This window comes from Olivibacter sp. EAT-5 (assembly GCF_044784325.1).
Taxonomy (GTDB): Bacteria; Bacteroidota; Bacteroidia; order Sphingobacteriales; family Sphingobacteriaceae; genus Olivibacter; species Olivibacter oleidegradans.
The window spans coordinates 445,624-463,528 of the sequence record NZ_CP173028.1 but is presented as its reverse complement, the minus strand read 5'-3'; the positions used below and the strand labels follow the sequence as shown (position 1 = coordinate 463,528).

General features: G+C 42.5%; 12 protein-coding genes. 3 read left to right on the top strand and 9 right to left on the bottom strand.

Annotation, left to right across the window (positions count from 1 at the left end; translation table 11 throughout):
- Positions 1–133: 133 nt before the first annotated feature.
- Positions 134–952 (bottom strand): enoyl-ACP reductase, encoded by an 819-nt coding sequence (locus ACH11B_RS02115; protein WP_013663709.1) that lies wholly within the window; start codon positions 950–952, stop codon positions 134–136.
- 259 nt (positions 953–1,211) lie between these two features.
- On the opposite strand from ACH11B_RS02115, the gene ACH11B_RS02110 reads away from it, so the two are divergent.
- Entirely contained in the window at positions 1,212–2,114 is a 903-nt protein-coding gene (locus tag ACH11B_RS02110) for a DUF4835 family protein (protein ID WP_289552533.1), read from the top strand.
- Between the two features lie 21 nt (positions 2,115–2,135).
- The gene (gene recN / locus ACH11B_RS02105) at positions 2,136–3,791 is read left to right on the top strand and encodes a DNA repair protein RecN (protein ID WP_377612916.1); all 1,656 of its coding nucleotides are present in this window, start codon (positions 2,136–2,138) and stop codon (positions 3,789–3,791) included.
- A 67-nt stretch (positions 3,792–3,858) separates the two neighbouring features.
- Here recN and ACH11B_RS02100 read toward each other — a convergent pair whose 3' ends face one another.
- The 8 genes from ACH11B_RS02100 to ACH11B_RS02065 form a co-directional block, all read right to left on the bottom strand.
- The gene (locus ACH11B_RS02100) at positions 3,859–4,953 is read right to left on the bottom strand and encodes a formylglycine-generating enzyme family protein (RefSeq protein ID WP_377612915.1); all 1,095 of its coding nucleotides are present in this window, start codon (positions 4,951–4,953) and stop codon (positions 3,859–3,861) included.
- A gap of 65 nt (positions 4,954–5,018) precedes the next feature.
- Positions 5,019–6,335 (bottom strand): YeiH family protein, encoded by a 1,317-nt coding sequence (locus ACH11B_RS02095; RefSeq protein WP_013663705.1) that lies wholly within the window; start codon positions 6,333–6,335, stop codon positions 5,019–5,021.
- 98 nt (positions 6,336–6,433) lie between these two features.
- Positions 6,434–7,390 carry a sterol desaturase family protein gene (locus ACH11B_RS02090; protein WP_377612913.1) on the bottom strand — a complete coding sequence of 319 codons (957 nt, stop codon included), beginning with the start codon at positions 7,388–7,390 and terminating at the stop codon, positions 6,434–6,436.
- Between the two features lie 312 nt (positions 7,391–7,702).
- Complete coding sequence (locus ACH11B_RS02085) at positions 7,703–8,407, bottom strand: thioredoxin domain-containing protein (RefSeq protein ID WP_289552527.1); 705 nt, start codon at positions 8,405–8,407, stop codon at positions 7,703–7,705.
- Between the two features lie 33 nt (positions 8,408–8,440).
- Entirely contained in the window at positions 8,441–10,273 is a 1,833-nt protein-coding gene (locus ACH11B_RS02080) for an arylsulfatase (RefSeq protein WP_377612911.1), read from the bottom strand.
- A gap of 49 nt (positions 10,274–10,322) precedes the next feature.
- Positions 10,323–11,888, bottom strand: a complete 1,566-nt coding sequence (locus tag ACH11B_RS02075; protein WP_377612910.1) for a RagB/SusD family nutrient uptake outer membrane protein — start codon at positions 11,886–11,888, stop codon at positions 10,323–10,325.
- A gap of 14 nt (positions 11,889–11,902) precedes the next feature.
- Positions 11,903–15,019 carry a SusC/RagA family TonB-linked outer membrane protein gene (locus ACH11B_RS02070; protein WP_377612909.1) on the bottom strand — a complete coding sequence of 1,039 codons (3,117 nt, stop codon included), beginning with the start codon at positions 15,017–15,019 and terminating at the stop codon, positions 11,903–11,905.
- 386 nt (positions 15,020–15,405) lie between these two features.
- The gene (locus ACH11B_RS02065) at positions 15,406–16,845 is read right to left on the bottom strand and encodes a phytoene desaturase family protein (protein ID WP_377612907.1); all 1,440 of its coding nucleotides are present in this window, start codon (positions 16,843–16,845) and stop codon (positions 15,406–15,408) included.
- A gap of 371 nt (positions 16,846–17,216) precedes the next feature.
- On the opposite strand from ACH11B_RS02065, the gene ACH11B_RS02060 reads away from it, so the two are divergent.
- Positions 17,217–17,879 (top strand): thioredoxin domain-containing protein, encoded by a 663-nt coding sequence (locus ACH11B_RS02060; RefSeq protein WP_289552520.1) that lies wholly within the window; start codon positions 17,217–17,219, stop codon positions 17,877–17,879.
- Positions 17,880–17,905: the final 26 nt, after the last annotated feature.

Genomic DNA, 17,905 nt, shown 5'->3' with positions numbered 1-17,905 from the left:
GGGGGATGGCAAAAACCTCCTGACTGAGTACGTCGTAGCGGAGTCCTTGCTGTTAACGCTAAGGCAATATCTAAACAAAAAAGCAACGGAAATTCCCCGTTGCTTTTTGCTGAAAAATATAATTATTGAACACTTACCCTTCAATACCGAATTTCTCCAAAATGGTGCTGGTAACACCGGTAGAAGAATATCCACCATCGTGGTATAAGTTCTGCATGGTCACCATGCGGGTCAAGTCTGAGAATAAGGTAATACAGTAATCAGCACATTGTTCTGCGCTGGCATTGCCTAGTGGTGACATGGCATCGGCAAAATCAAAGAAATCGCCAAAGCCTTTGATACCCTGTCCGGCAGTGGTTTTGGTAGGCGACTGTGAAACGGTATTAACACGTACCTTTTTGGCGACACCATAATGATAACCGAAGCTTCTCGCAATGGATTCTAAGGCAGCTTTGATATCAGCCATATCGTTGTAGAAGGAGTAGGTGCGTTGAGCGGCTGCATAGGTTAAGGCTACTACACTTCCCCATTCATTAATGGCATCTAATTTCATCGCTACTTGAAGCATTTTGTGCAATGACAAAGCTGATACGTCCATGCCCTTTTGAAAGAAGTCGTAATTAGCTTCGGTATAAGGAATGCTTTTACGCACGTTTACACTCATACCAATGGAGTGTAACACAAAATCGATTTTACCGCCTAAAATCTCTTGAGATTTGGTGAATAGATTGGTTAAATCGTCTACACTGGTTGCGTCCGCAGGAATAATTTCCGCACCTGTTTTTGAAGCCAGTTCATTGAGTTCGCCCATACGCATAGCGATAGGAGCGTTAGTTAACACAAATGTAGCACCTTCTTCATGTGCTTTCTCGGCAACCTTCCATGCAATAGAACTGGAATTTAACGCGCCGGATATAATACCTCTTTTACCTTTCAGTAGGTTGTATGCCATATCGGTTTGATTTATTGTAAACTGTATTTATATAAGGGGGTAAAATTACACTTTTTTTCATTAGAATAATCTATTTTTTAATGGCAATGAAGCTTGCATGAGCTTAGATTTATTCTTATCTTTTTTGAGTTGCAACTCATGCAGGTTTCATCTATTGGGAAGCGCTCTTTAGGGAAGATGAAGTTTTGCTGTCAGCTTTTTTAATTTTTAATTTTTAATTTTACCTTATTACGTACCTTTGATGCTAATCATGTATAATATGACAAGAACCTTCGTTTCTTTTCTTCTATTCAGCATTGCGACGCTGGCACCGGCATGGGCGCAAGACTTAAATGCGCGGGTGCAGATTTTGTCGCCGCAGGTTCAAGCAACCAATAAGCGTGCTTTCGATGTATTGCAGCAAGCAATGACGGACTTCCTTAATAATAAGAAATGGAGTAATCAGCAAATCCTGCCTGAAGAACGTATCGACTGCAGCTTCGTTATTACAGTGAAAGAGTGGGACGGTAGCAGCAACTACAAAGCCGAGGCGCAGATTATTTCAACGCGCCCAATCTACAACACCACCTATAACAGCCCTATTCTTACTTTATCCGATAAAAACTTCGATTTCACCTATACAGAAGGAGAGCCCTTGGATTTTTCCGCGCAGCAATATCTAAGCAATATCACTTCATTGTTAGCCTATTACGCCTATCTTATTGTCGGGCTCGACGCTGATTCGTTTAGTGAGAAAGGTGGAACACCCTATTATACACTGGCGCAGAACGTACTGAACAATGCGCAGACAGCCAATTTTGCAGGCTGGAAATCGATCGAGAGCATGAACAACCGTTTCTGGTTGGTAAATAACATGCTCGACAATAATTATGAACCGCTACGTAGCTTTTCTTATCGTTATCATTTAGATGTATTGGATAAAATGGCAGATAATCAGAATGCTTCGAAACGAAAGTTGATCGACTTGCTACCGCTCCTAGCGAAGGTAGATCGGATGGCGCAGGGGGCCATGTACAACCAAGCTTTTTTCACTGCCAAATCCGATGAGTTGGCAAACTTAATCGGCGGATTAACAGGACCGGAGAAAATAAAGGCAATCAATATATTATCAGAGGCCGACCCGGGAAATAGCAATAAGTATGAAACAATAAAAAGTCTTTAAAAAAAACACGATCCGATACAGATGCTTAAGCGCTTATTAATAAAAAACTACGCTTTAATAGATGAACTTGATATCAGTCCTGCCAAAGGACTCAATATATTGACGGGTGAAACCGGTGCAGGGAAATCCATTATATTAGGAGCCTTATCCCTCATTCTCGGGCAAAGAGCCGAAAGCAAATACTTCTATAATCAAGCGCAGAAATGTGTAATCGAAGGTTTTTTTCAAATTGAAGAATATAATCTAGGTGATTTTTTTCAGGAAGAGGATCTCGATTATGAGCCTGAAACCATCCTCCGTAGGGAAATAAGTGCTGACGGAAAATCACGAGCTTTTGTAAATGACACCCCGGTTACGCTTAGCACCCTTAAAGCATTGGGCGAACGGCTGATTGATATCCACTCGCAGCACGCTACCTTGGAAATCAATACAGAGGATTTTCAGCTTATGACCCTTGATAGTGTGGGTGAAAATGGATTGCTCTTAAAAACCTATCAAGAAACCTTTAGGAAATATAGACAGGTAACACAGGCTCTTCATGACTTGATAGAGGAAAGTAAGCAGGCGCAAAGCGAGGCCGACTATCATCAGTTTTTATATGACGAACTGGCCGCTGCCAAATTGAATGGCGATGAACAGGAAGCCTTGGAACAGGAGCAGAATCAACTGAGCCATGCGGAAGAAATTAAGCGCGCCTTATTGGCTGCCAACTTTTTGTTAAGTGAGCAAGAGCAACCTGTTATTAATTCATTGAAGGAGGCAGGACTGCAGATACAGCAAGCGGAGCGTTATGTCAGTAATCTCCATGAGTTAAGTGAACGCTTGCAAAGTGCTTTGATAGAAATTAAGGACATTGCGGAAGAAGTAGAACGGACCGAGCAGCACATTCTTTTTGATGAGGGACGTCTAACCGAGGTAAACGAGCGCCTGAGTTTACTCTATCAATTACAACAGAAACATCATGTAAGCAGTGTTGCAGAGCTTTTAGCCATACAGAAAGATTTGGAAAACAAGCTTATTAAACTCTCGTCCAATGATGAGGAGATTGCAAAACTTAAGGCAGAGAGCGATGCGCTCCGTGAGACTAGTGAAAAGCTAGCCGAAGAACTAAGGGCCAATCGACAAAAGGCCATCCCATTGGTACAAAAAGCAGTGATTGAGGTGTTATCAGAAGTAGGTATGCCAAATAGTGTTTTGTCTATTGAGCTGGATTCAAGTACATTGCGTTTATCCGGAGCAGATACGGTACGTTTCCTTTTCACAGCAAATAAGGGACAGGTGCCACAGCCATTAAATAAAGTTGCCTCAGGTGGGGAATTGTCGCGATTGATGCTGGCCATTAAATCGCTCATTGCTAAAAGTTCGGCACTTCCAACCATCATTTTTGATGAAATTGATACCGGTATTTCGGGCGAAGTTGCCCTTAAAGTCGGAAATGTTATGGAAGAAATGGCTAAACACATGCAGGTTATTGCCATCACCCATTTACCGCAAATTGCATCGAAGGGAAATGCCCATTACAAAGTCTATAAAGCAGAAGCAGGAGAAGTAACACGCAGTAACATGAGGAGGCTAAACGACGAAGAACGGGTGGTTGAAGTTGCGCAAATGTTAAGTGGCAGCAATCCGGGCGAAGCGGCTTTGAAACATGCCAGCGAGTTGCTGAAACATCGATGAAATGTTTTTATTTATAAAACATTTCATCGATGTTCTATTCATTGTACATTCCTGTAGAATAGGGCTGTTAAGGTGCCTGATCCTGTACACACCTGAAGCCTAGGTTATTGCTTGCACTACTCACTTCTCCTTTTCCTCTGCTACCTGCTTTGTAACGTTCACAATATTGCTCGTTACATAAAAACGAGCCGCCTCGTTGGACACGCTTTACCAATCCTGGTTCGGCGGGATCATAACTATCACTTGGGCCCTTGGGATTATCCTTCTCCGCATGCTCATAAGCATCGGGACGATAGAAATCAGCACACCATTCCCAAACATTTCCGTCCATGTCATATAAACCATATGCGTTTGCTGGAAAGGATTTTACGGGAGCAAGCTCCACAAAGCCATCTTCCGCCGCATTACTCACCGGAAAATTTCCCTGATAAGTATTGGCAACCCATTTACCTTGCGGTTTTAATTCATCCCCCCAATAATACTTTTTTCCCACTTGTCCGGCACGCGCAGCATATTCCCATTCCGCTTCGGTGGGCAGGCGCTTTCCGGCCCATTTGGCGAATGCCTCTGCATCTTCATAGCTTACTTGAACAACGGGTTCGTTTTCCTTTCCATTAATGTTACTCCCAGGCCCTTTAGGCTGTCGCCAAGAAGCTCCGGGCACATACTTCCACCATTGTAGATGGTTATTTAGATTTACCGGCTCTTTGGGGGGCGTGAATACCGCCGATCCCGGAACGAGTAAATCCCTCGAAACTCCGGGGAAGTCGGCCGGGTCCAGAGCCCTTTCCGCTACGGTGATGTAACCGGTAGCCTCTACAAACTTAGCGAATTGCGCATTGGTTACCTCGTGCTCATCCATCCAAAAATCATGGACCTTCACCTCATGAATCGGCTGGGTATCAGCAAACTCGCTTGAACCCATTTGAAAAAACCCTCCTTTAATAAAAACCATCTTCGCATCATCAGCTCCTTGTAACAGGTTTTCTTGTGTCTTTTTTACGGCTGCAGCTCGTGAAGGAATCCCTTCTGAAACACACATTGCTACGGAGTCTTTTTGATTGGCTGATTTATCCGCAGTTGAATTACAGGCTGATAATATCATTGCTCCGCCTACCAAAGCCTGAATCCATCGATTGCTATAGTTGTTCATAGATTGCATAATATCGCTTGCACTGTTTGCTCCTTCTTTAACCTGTCGTAAATTTCATTCCTTCTCCTATTCATCTATCCGAAAAGAAGCATTGCCAGTACTAAGGTAAGGATGATATTAAATAACTGAGCGATTAGAAAAACCCAAAATGGGCGCTTGCTATTCTCTCTGATTAAATCCTTAAAGTTTGTTTCTAAACCGATACTTGTAAACGCAAGGGCAAACCATAAGCCTTGTATACTTTTTATATCCCCTTTTACCGACGCCACCGTATCGGGTTGCAAGAAAAATGAAAATAATAAAGACGCGGCGATAAAGCCTAAAACAAATTTGGGGAAACGTTCCCAAATGACACCTAAACTCGGTTTGTTTGCGGCTTCCTTTCCTGCAGGATGATTGGTATAGGTCCAATAAACAGAAATAGCAAGTGCAGCTACTCCCAATAAGACGTTTTGAGAAAATTTAACGATCGTGCTTATTTTTAGCGCCGTTTCGCCTACCAGGGAACCGGAGGCTACCACCGCTCCCGAGGTATCGATACTTCCGCCTAACCAAGCTCCTGTTACTTCTTCCGAGAAACCAAAATAATTCGCGATGTAAGGCATGATAATCATCATGGGAATAGCCGTAATTAACACCATAGAGACAACATATGATAATTTCTTGGAGTCGCCTTGTATAGCGCCTGATGTAGCGATGGCGGCAGAAACCCCGCAAATGGATACGGCACTGGATAACATTAAACCCAATTCTTCATCTATCTTAAACTTCTTACATAGCCAAAAAGAAAAATACCACACTGACAATACAACAACTAAGGATTGGATGAGGCCTAGTGAACCCGCTTTGAGGATATCGGAAAAGATCACATTTGTTCCGAGCAATACCAAGCCTATTTTCACCAAAAGTTCGGCCGATAAGGCTTCTTTAAGCCAAACAGGCAGTTTAACCGTATTGCCTACCAATAGGCCTACAAGCAGACTGAAAATAACGGCTTCCAATCCCAGATCTTCCATCGTTTTATTGCCTGCTAATAGCAAGGCGAGTGCCGTTAAGAAAAATACAACGGGAAAACCGAGCAAATATGGCTTTATTCTTCTACCTGTTAACAGCCCCCCCAGAATCAGCAGCGCAAAAGTAAAAATAAGCTGCTTGAATAGCTTGAGGAGGTTCGCAGCTTCAAACACGGAAGACAAGCTCTCAATAGCTGACCATTTGTACTTGGGTGCTTCCACGTGAAAACCTAAAATAGCAAGGCCGATAATGATGAAACCCAATATCACGACGGTCCAATCCTCTGTAAGAAAATTCCGCTTCGGTAGATTTTGTAATTCCGGCGATAAATCTTGTTCCTGAAGAACGGTTTCGGCCGATGTTATTCCTTCACTCATATTTTTTAGTATCTGATTTGATTAGTATGGAATCAAATCTATCATAATATGTTAACATGAGAAAGGATTTTTTTAAAAAATCCTTTCTCATTACCAGCTTAAGCGGTGAACCTCGGTTGAATTCCGTCGGTTTCCAAGGGTGCGGTTACTTCTTCCTTTGTGTTATTTACTTCCACCTCATTTGGTTGGATGTTTTCGCGTACCATCGGGCCATGTGCAGCCAATTCGCTTCCGGGCACGCTGGATTTTAATAGGGGCCAAAGGAGCTGTGCGTACCACTCATCACCTTCATAATGAGAAATACCATAAGATTTCGGGTATTGCCGGGTTATTAACGCCGTCCCAAAAATAACATCCCAAAGGAAAAACATATTACCGAAATTTCCTTTGTAATATCCTATCCCATCATCGGTTGTATCTGCATGGTGAGCATGATGGGTTGCCGGTGTGGAAATCGTTCTTTCAAGTATCCATGCAAGTGGATGAAGCCATTTTTTTTCATAAAAAGGTTTATCCCATTTAATACTCGAATGTGCCATTTTAGTAATCAATGACTTTATTCCCTTTGCAAACAAAGCAGGGTAACCTAAACCTAAATACACTAAAATAACTGTTAAGTAAGTTTGCGAGAAAAAGATCGTATAAATAATATTTTGTCTGGATGCCATGGCCATTCCCATATACGAAGCCGAATGGTGTGTTCGATGAAATCGCCAAAGCCAGGGGATTTCATGATGAAGCCGATGATACCAATATTGCGTCAAATCGTCATAAATACAGATAATCACAAAGCCCCAGAAAAAGGGAACCCACTCAAATGCATCCTTTGCGTGCGGTAAAACGAAGGGAACAAGTTTCAACCCAAAATAAGCCACTAACGGCCTTGTCACCAATCTAGGCAAAGCATAGCAGGCAAGGTCAAGTATTTTTTCATTTCGATTCCATTCCTTTCCGTAAAGGCCTAACGAAAACTCAGCAATACCGACAATCAGCGTCAGCACCGCAAGCCCCCATGTGTTTAAATTTTCAAATATGGCTTCAATAAATTGTATCATAATAATGTGTCATTAAGGGATAATGGATAATAGTTCTACACGCATCTACTTAACCCAAGGTTTTTCACCGGTCAAATAGAAATAAAGAAACATGAGCAAAATGGGTAGTGCATAAATAAATATACTAAGCAGGACATTTCTTACAATCCGATCTTTAACTTCTTTTTCCAATTTCATTTCAATACCTCCTATGCAATAAGTTTTTGTAAAAAGCTAATCGTAAAAAAGATAATCAACACGGGAATGGCTGTTACTACAAGGCCTACCAGTATTTTTTTTGCCAACAAAACAATATCTTGAAAAGTCATGTCATTAAATTTTATGTTTATTCAACTCGGTAAGAATTTCTTCTTCCGAACTCAGTCCGTGTTTTTTCCAAACCACCTCTTTTCCCTTGTATAAGATGAGTGTCGGTAATGCGTCCACAGCTAGCGCTTTCGTTAGCTGCTTATTATCGTAGGCTTCGATATTAACCAATTTAAGTTTATCCTTATTTTCTTCCGCTAACTTCTCCACGATCGGTTTCAGTTTTTTACATCCGCCACAATAACGAGATCCGACATCAACTAATACCAACTTTTCTGATGTAATTTGCTCGTTAAATCCTGCCAATGACAAACCATCTCCCACTGTCGATTCAACGGGTTTCCCCTGTGCTATCCATTTACTAAGTCCTCCCGGAAATTCATACACCTCCTTAAAATGCAGTGCGCGCAAAACCGCAGCCAACTTAGCACTTCGCCCGTTGCCAATAGAGTAAATAAATACGGGCGCCTCCTTTCTTAATTTCGATGCTATTGATTTAAACTGCTTTTCATCGGATACATTCAGCGCTCCCTTTACATGATTTTGTATAAACTCTTCTTCAGAACGAGCGTCCAAAATTTGGGGATCAGGTCCGGCAGCCAATAGCTTTTTTTCAAATGTCTCGAAAGGCAATAGGTTAGTTGTTTTTTCTTGTGCCATTACTGCCTCTAGCGTGAACAGTAATAGCACGCCTAAGATTAATTGTCTCATCTTTCTATATCTGATTTATTTGACACCGAGTTATTATTGTTTTGACAATGTATTTCGCCTATCAGCAACATCATCCCAGGTTATATAGGGGTATATATTGTTTTTCTTTGCTTCCTCCTCGAATAACGCTTTCAGCTCCTCGAGTTTAGCGGGATTTTTCTTAGCCAAATCATGTTGTTCATTGAAGTCTTCATGAAGGTTAAATAGCTGCCAGTCGATATGGTCGGGGTCTTCAAAGCTCACATTGCGACTTTTCCCCCCTTTACCATCGGCAATCTTAAAGGCCAAGCTTGCCTTCCAACCGTCTTTATAGATAGCCCGTGAACCGAAAATGTAATAGTATTGGACGGAGTGACGTGATGGAGCGTTCTTTTCAGCAAAAGAATACAACAAAGACGTTCCTTGAATGGTATCCTGTTTAATACCACGGATATACGCAGGCGCTTTAATATTGAGAAATTCCAGCGTGGTGGGCAATAAATCGTTCACATGGCCGTATTGATTCCGAATCCCTCCTTTATCCTGAATCGATTTCGGATAAAAAACAATTAACGGATTTCGTGTTCCGCCCTCTGCGTGCGCATCTTGCTTCCAATATTTAAATGGTGTATTGGCAGCTTGAGCCCACCCTAAAGGATAGTTTCCATTGGTGGCTTGAGGAGTGCCGATCAGATCGAAATTTGCCAGATTGACCTTGAGCGCCTCCTCTTCGCTCAGATCTTGTTGCAGGGCAGCTGTCGGTGAGCGCTTGATGGTACCGTATAAAGTTCCTTCTTTACTGGCTCCGTTATCTCCGAGAATGACAAAAATTAACGTATTATCCAACTGATTGATCTCTTTTAGGTGATTCACTAAACGACTTACTTCATAATCGGTATAAGTTAAATAGCCTGCATAGACTTCAAAAAAGCGAGCATATACCTTTTTCTGGTCAGCCGATAACTTGTCCCAGTCTTTGATATTGGGATTTCGTGCAGGCAAGTTGGCATTAGCCGGTATGATACCCAATTCCTTTTGCCTTTTAAATACTTGTTCTCGGTAATGATCCCAGCCCTTATCAAATTTTCCTTTATATAAATCTCGCCATTTAGCTTCCACCTGATGCGGTGAATGCGTAGCTCCCGGGGCATAATACAAAAAGAAAGGCTTATCCGGGGCAGCGCTTTTCTGTCGGTCGATAAAGCTGATCGCTTTATCGGTTATCTGCTCGCTCAAATGCTTGCCATTGGGCGTGACGTGTGCATTGTCTTCTACTAAATCCGGTTCATATTGGTCTGTTGCCGACCCAAGAAAACCAAAAAAATGTTCGAAACCCTTACCGGAAGGCCATCGGTCAAAAGGGCCTGCATCCGTTGCGTCCTGATCAGGTGTCAATCCGTACTTCCCCACGGCGAAAGTGCTGTAACCCTGTTCTCTTAATATTTCGGCGATGGTACCTTTGTCAGCAGGTATTCGGCCATCCCAGCCCGGAAAGCCAAATGCTGACCATCGGTGGGAGAAACCACCCTCATGTACACGATGGTGATTACGGCCTGTTAGAAGAGCCGCTCGCGTGGGCGCACAGATGGCTGCGGTATGGAAATTGGTATAACGCAAACCATTGTTCGCTAAACTGTCAAAAGTTGGGGTATTAATTAAACCACCGAACGTACTGCTTGCTCCAAATCCAACATCATCCAATAAAATCCAGATGACATTTGGCGCGTTCGAGGGGGCTTTTATGGGGTCTACCCAAGATTCCTTTGAATTCGCATAATTGGTGCCAACAACACCTTTAAAAGGTTCTTGCTGTTGCGTGATATTTTGCCCCTGTACTGCCGAGAGCGTACCTAGCAAAAAGAGAGAAGTATTGATTATTTTCTTCATAATAATAATTGATTATTGGGAGTCATTTTATCTTACATATACAATGTTTTTAAAAACCGGGGTTTTGTGTTAGCAAATGATTGTTGTCGATTTCTGATTGCGGAATAGGGTATAATCGATGTTTCTCTGCAGCGTTAGTCTTACCCACCTTATGTAGACTTTTTACAAAAACACTGTTGCCCGAAGCATCTTTCTCTCTGATCAGATCAAACCAACGTTGATATTCATATACTAACTCCAGCCTTCGATCAAGGTAAACCGAATCGCGAAATTGATCCTTGGTGAGGCCAGGTGTCAAATCGGGTAGTCCCGCTCTCCTTCGCACGCGATTGATCGACTGATACGCTTTAAGGGTAGGGCCATTCTGCTCATTTTCTGCTTCGGCATGAATCAATAAAAGTTCCGCATACCGAATAATAGGTACATTGGCGGCTGATTCACTTGGGACAGCCGTGGAATTGGGATCCCACCATTTATGAAAAAACGGCGTCGAATCTCCCGGTACGGCGGGGTTGTTAAGCGGAAGCGCATATTGACGTCCGTTGGTTGGACTGATGAAACTGGTAACAAAAGTGACAGATCGGCGTTTATCGGATGGTTTATACAATTTATAGATACTGAAAAAATTATCGCTACCTTCTTTATAATAACGTACCATATGCGCATAGTTCCCTCGCAATCCCGGAACACCGCTCAATATGGCACGTGGATTTTCATTATTACCCTGATTAAGGGAATTTGACTTAAACTGGGCTGAAAAGATGTGTTCCTTCCCATTTTTAAAATCGGGAAGAAATACCTCGGCATAGTTTTCGAAAAGATCGTATCCGTAATTTCCGGTACCACCATCTTGGGCAGAGAGCACTTCTTCAGCTGTTAGCACGGCATTGGCATAATTGTCCTCCAGCTTCAATGGTAAAGATGCTTCCGTTAAATAAACTTTTGCCAATAAAGCTTTCGCAGCGCCAGCCGTTGCCCGGCCGATATCGGGCGCTGCATAGCGATCCGGCAATACTTCCGCAGCTTCCTTTAGGTCCTTTTCAATCTGTGCGTAGACCGCTGTGCTAGGTGTCCGCGCAATTGCATAATCGTTGGCATCAATATAGGTTTCATAACTAAGTACTAATGGAACGTCGCCATACAAGCGAACGAGATTAAAGTAGTATAAGGCACGTAAGAATTTTGTCTCGGCCAGTAACCTGTTTTTTAAACTGCTGTCGAAATCTATGTTGGGGATTTTTGCTAAAGCCACATTGGCACGCTTAATAGCCGCATAATGCTGCTGCCAGATTTCATAAATTCGGAGATTGGTAGATGAGTGGGCCAGAACGGAAAGTGACCGTACATCCGGGTTCGTCGCTCCAGGGCCTGGATCCTCATCATCACCGGCCATGTTCATCCCGGTATTAAATAAGGTGTTGTAAGGTGTTTGAACAGAAGATCCGCCCGAGTTAAGAAAAAAATATACCGCGTTTACCGCATTGAGTGCATCATCCTGTGTCTTATAAAACTGATCTTCCGATATAACGGAGGCGGGCTCCTCTTCCAGAAATTTCTTGCAAGAAGAAAAACTAAGTCCGATAATGAGTATTAAGATATAGCTAAGAATTTTCATATTTCACGCGTTATTTATAATGTCAATGAGAGTCCAAGTTGAAAAGATCGACTATTAGGGTAAACACCTTGGTCAATTCCCTTATTAATTAAAGATTGTTCGTTTAAGCTCACCTCCGGATCAAAGCCCGTATAGTCGGTCCACGTCCATAAATTTTGTGCTGATACATAGATGCGAAGTGAATCGAAGCCGGAATTTCCAAAAACTCGTTTAGGTATGGTATATCCAAATGATAGATTTTTCAAACGGAGGTAAGTTGCGCTTTCAATAAAGCGGTCGGAAATGGTAATTGCCGGGTCTTGAAAAGCAGCCTTTACATCCGTATCGGTGTGGTTAGGCGTCCAGCGGTTTAGCAGCACTTTGGACGCATTTACATAACCGGTACCTAGTTCCAAATTAGCCCGATTGGCATTGTAAATTTTCCCGCCTACAGAACTCTGAAAGAAAACGGATAAATCGAAACCTTTATAAGAAAAGTTATTGGTAAATCCGGCCGTGAATCCAGGTTGATTGGAGATTACAACCCGATCCCCTGCCTGTGTAATTTGGCCATCACCGTCAATATCCTTATATTTTTGTCCACCTGGATTTTTGTTTTGTTGCGGTGTTAGGGGCGTGTCGCCTTCTTGAATGATGCCATCGGTTTGGTAAACGATAAAAGAGCCCAATGGATAGCCTACCTTAGCAATGGAGGGTTGTGAGATTACCGGAATAATTTGATCGACGCCCTCTCCCAAGTCAAGAATCTTGTTTGTATTTTTAGCGAAAACCAAGATAGATTTCCAGGTAAAATCTCCGATCAAATTATTCGAGTTGACATATACCTCTATTCCTTGATTAGACACCGCCCCTATATTCTGATAGATGGTGGATGCTTGTCCGCCTCCGAACTCGGCTAAGCCTGACGTCCCGGGCACGGTACGGCTTAGGAGCAGATCGGTCGTTTTTTTATAATAGTAGTCTGCAACTAAACTGATCCGATTGTTAAAAAAACCTACGTCAATTCCACCGTCAAATTGAAAGGTCTTCTCCCAGCCCAAATCCGGGTTTGGGACCGTGATAGGTGCGAAACCGTGTACGGTTGTATTTGAGAAATTATATCTAAAGTAACTCAATCGCGATAGCGACTGATAGGACGGGATATTTTGGTTGCCTGTTGTACCCGCGCTTAAGCGCAATTTAAGTTGGCTTATCTGTTTTACATTCTTAAAGAATGCTTCATTACTCACATTCCAACCAAACGCCGCTGAAGGGAAATATCCCCATTTATTCCCAGCCCCAAACTTAGAGGATCCATCAGCCCTAAACGTTAGGGTGAATAGATATCGACTGTCATAAGCATAGTTCACTCTTGCCAGATAGGAGGCAAGCGACCATTCATTGGCAATCGAGCTCGGTGTTCTATTGGTTACGCCCGTCCCTAAATTGTTAAAGCTAAAGGCATCGGTCGCAAATCCAGCTGCTTCCGCAACGGTGCCTTCACTGTTCGATTGCTGTGCGGTAAACCCTACCACGGCATTGATCCTGTTCTTTTCACCGATCACCTTGTCGTAACTTAACGTGTTTTCGTTTAACCAGTTGGAGGTAAAAACAGAGCCGACTTGTGCCAAGCCACCTAAATCCAAACCTTCGGCGGTGGTTTTTGGTAAATAACGATTCTGTTTATTATCGACAATGTCGACACCTATCAGCACTTTCGCTTTTAATCCTGTAATGATTTCATATTCACCCGCGATATTCCCCAGCAAGCGATTGGTTTTTGTTTCATTTAACTGATTGTATAGGGAGTTGATAGGGTTCTGTAAACTTGATTCGAAAGGACTATAAATTACATACGAACCGTCGTCCTGATAGATGGGAAGGGACGGGGGGGTCAATAATAAATTAGCGACAACTGCTGTTGGGGCAACATCGGCTTTCGACTGGCTTGCTGAAATATTGCTTGTAAACTTTAATTTTTCATTGTAGTCGTGGGCAACATTTATTCGTCCGGATATTCTTCTAAATCCGGTGTTTTGTAGAATCCCATCTTGATCAAAATAGTTGCCTGAGATAGCTAACCGGGTTTTTTCGCTCCCTGCTAAAATAGACAAATTGTGGTTTTGAATAGGCGCTTCCCGAAAAGCGGCCGCCTGCCAATCGGTCCCCACGCCACTCGTATCTAATGAATAGCCCGACACCGCTGGGAGCGAAGCTGATTTACCTGAGTTAACGGCCGCATCCTTTCGCAACTGCCACCATTCCCCCGCGTTCAATAAAGGGATGGTTTTTATCACCTCCTGGAAGCCATAGTACCCATCATAATTTATAGAAGATTTATTCCGACTTCCACTTTTAGTAGTGATAATCACCACGCCGTTAGCGCCCCTCGATCCGTAAATCGCAGTTGCCGAAGCGTCTTTCAATACATCAATAGACTCAATGTCAGAGGTGTTAATGGTAGATAAAGGGTTTATTTTGGAACCCGTAGTGACGCCGGCGTCGTTTAGTGAATAGTCGTTATTAAGCGGGAAGCCGTCTATAACATATAAGGGATCACTGCCGGCCGTAATGGAGTTATTCCCCCTTATCTGCACACTCACTCCGCCGCCTGGCTGACCAGAGGTTTGCGTAACAACCACGCCCGGTACAGATCCTTGTAATAGGCGCTCCGGAGAAGCGACAGGTTGGCTCTTTAGCTCTGCCGGAACAGAAGCAACCGATCCCGTCAGGTCACCACGTTTTTGTGTACCATAACCTACCACTACCACGTCTTCCAATTGGTTGAAGTCGGGCTCTAGTCCAATGGCTATTGGACTTCCCGTTGCAATAACTTTCTTAACTTTATAACCAATATAGTTAATGATAAGTGTATAGGGGAACTTTTGTCCAGTGATAAAATTGAATTTCCCATCGCCATCCGTACTAGCTTTATGGGTGGTTCCTTCAATCGAGACAGTGGCGCCCGGGAGTGGCTCTTTCGAGTTACTATCAAACACTTTTCCATCCAGTGTGGAATTGATCAAAGGCTTTGTAACCTGTGCACATAGATTTCCGCTTAAAAATAAAAGAAGAGTTGGCAAAAATATTTGCCATAAATTTTTGTGGAACGGAAAAATAAGCCTATATAGTTTAGCAAAATGATTAATCATTGTATATTATTGTTAGTTGCATACAGCTTCGTAATCGACACGAAGTGATTAGGAAAAGCAAAAGATGAAATCGTTAGAAAATGGAATAATTTGCGGAGATGGGTTGTTAGCAACAACAGGAATAGCACATGGCTGATTGCATAGAATGGATCGTAAAGGCGGGACTATTTAGGCGTTTTTTAATGACCTCTTCCTTCTTTAAGGGCGTTCTTTGTTCAATTGTATTCATTTGTATGTTTTTGCTGATTTTAATAAATAGACTACTTATTTAGTAGACATTAAACTCAACACAAATATACAGGCATGGAACATGCATCGTTAGGAATAAAAACTTCCTATTTAGGCTATAAATTTTACCTATTTGGCCTAAGATCGCTTATGTAATGCTAAAAATCTACTTCAATTCCGAAACGCTTTTTTAATGCTTGTTTTGCGGCATGGTATCCACACATCCCATGCACACCTCCACCGGGAGGCGTTGAAGAAGAACAAATATAAATGTCTTTCGCAGGCGTGCCGTAGGGCGACCACCGCAAAGCGGGTCTGGTATATAATTGTTTAAGATCCATTACGCCTCCATTGATGTCGCCACCTATATAGTTTGGATTGTAGATTTCATAGGCATGTGTATTCATGCATTGCTTGGCAATTATTCGATCTTTAAATCCCGGAGCATATCGTTCTACTTGTTGTTCAATGGCCATGGTCATATCAACAGTTGAACCGTTTGGGACATGGCAATAGGCCCAGGCAATTTGATGATTCCCCATTACGCGGGTGGTATCGAACAAACTCTGTTGGGCAAGCAGTACAAAAGGTCTCTCCGGATGTTTCCCTTCCCAGACTTGTCGTTCTGCATGGGCAATTTCCTGTAGACTATTACCGAGATGTACAGTGCCGGCTTTTCTGCATTGCTCTGACTGAAAGGGTATAGGACCGTCAAGCAACCAATCAATTTTAAAAACACCCATCCCATAGCGATATCTGCCAAGTTGTCTCCGATAGGAGGCATGGAATCGATCCCCTGCAATTTGTATCAATTGCTTTGGCCCTAGATCAAAAAGAAATGCTCGGGCCGTAGGAAGCTTTTTAAGCGAGTCTACATAAAAACTTGTTTCAATGTCCCCGCCAATCGACTTAAAATAAGAAGCCAAGGCATTGGCTATTTGCTGCGATCCGCCTCGGGGAATAGGCCAACCTCCGGTATGACCGGCGATAGATAGCACCAATGCCACCGCCGATGTAGTCATATAATCTAAGGGCAACATGGAGTGAGCCGCCATACCTGCCCATAGAGCTTTCAGTTCTTCGGTTTGAAAGCGTTTTGCGAGTTGCGTTGCCGATAGAAGTGCGTTCTTGCCAAAACGTATGAGCGGGAAAGGATTCGAAGGTATATGAAAAGGGGCTAATAAGTCGCTGATCAGTGTGGGCCATAACTTTGTTAAGGGTTTAAATAAATGAATGTAGGCGTTTTTATCTGTATTGAACTGACCGGATGTTTGCTCTAGTGAAGAAAAAAGCCCTACAGCCTTCCCCCCGTCTAGGGGATGAGCCGCCATAATCGGCGGATTTATGTAAGTTAACCCATGCTGTTCAAGAGGTAACCTCTTGAAAAAGGGAGATTGAAGTGCCATCGGATGTATAGCAGAACATATATCATATATATTTCCTGAATCCATAAATTGTGCGGATCGTAGGCCGCCTCCTATTGTTTCCTTCGCTTCTATCAGTAAAACTTCCAATCCGGCTTTCTGCATGGTGATGGCTGCTGCCAACCCATTGGGGCCGGAACCCACCACAATCGCATCGTAAGAATCCCTTGTCATCTGTAAATAATTAGTTCGTTCGTGTTTGTTTTATTTATGAACCCTTTGTGGTTTAAACACAACCGGATATTGTAAATTACGTGAATAAATTTACATTCCACTGTGTGATGAACATGAAATTTTAAACATGGAGGTTCCTCTTTTATAAAGATAGATGCATGGAATATAAATTTCGAAATGGCAGCGGTAAGCAATAGGCGTTAGACTTGCACAGGCCGCCTCATTATCACCGTGGCGAATTTTATTTAGTATTTAAAAATCGGATCTGTTACTTTTGTAATATTAATTTAGAAAGTGTTATGGGATTACGTATAAAATTTAGGTATATGTTGACCTGTTGTTTGTACGCTTTGTATCTACAAGGGTGTGCAATGGCCACACAGGAAGAAGGACCTTTGACGGCCAAACAGTATCAACAAAAACTAAAAGATAACTCCTCTGAGACTGTTCAGTTGATCGACGTGCGGACTGCTGATGAGTTTGCGGATGGACATCTTGAGCATGCGCTTAACATTGATATTAAGGATAATGATTTCGACAAAGAGCTTAGTCGTTTGGATCGGACAAAGCCTGTATTTGTATACTGCCTGGGAGGAAGTAGAAGTGCAAAGGCAACGGCAACATTAAAAGAGCTTGGATTTAAGGAAATATACGATTTAAAAGGTGGTATTATGGCCTGGAAAAATGAAAATTTGCCTGTAACACCCGGAGAGAAGCCAGTGAAGAAAGACTTATTCACCAAGACAGATTTTGACAAGATTTTGCATGAAAACAAAGTTGTTCTGATTGATTTTTATGCAGATTGGTGTATCCCTTGCAAGGAGATGGAACCGACTTTGAAAAAATTAGCTAAGGAGTATGAAGGAAAGGTGTTCATTTATCGGTTAAATATTGATCAAGCCAAGGCTTTGACCCGTGCGATGAAGGTGGAGGGAATACCGGTTTTTCATCTTTATAAGCAAGGAAAGTTAGTAAAGGAAGCGCAAGGCTTTCAGCAAGAAGAGCAATTGAGAAATTTATTGAAATCTATATAAATAATTCAATCGATACAAAGGGAAAC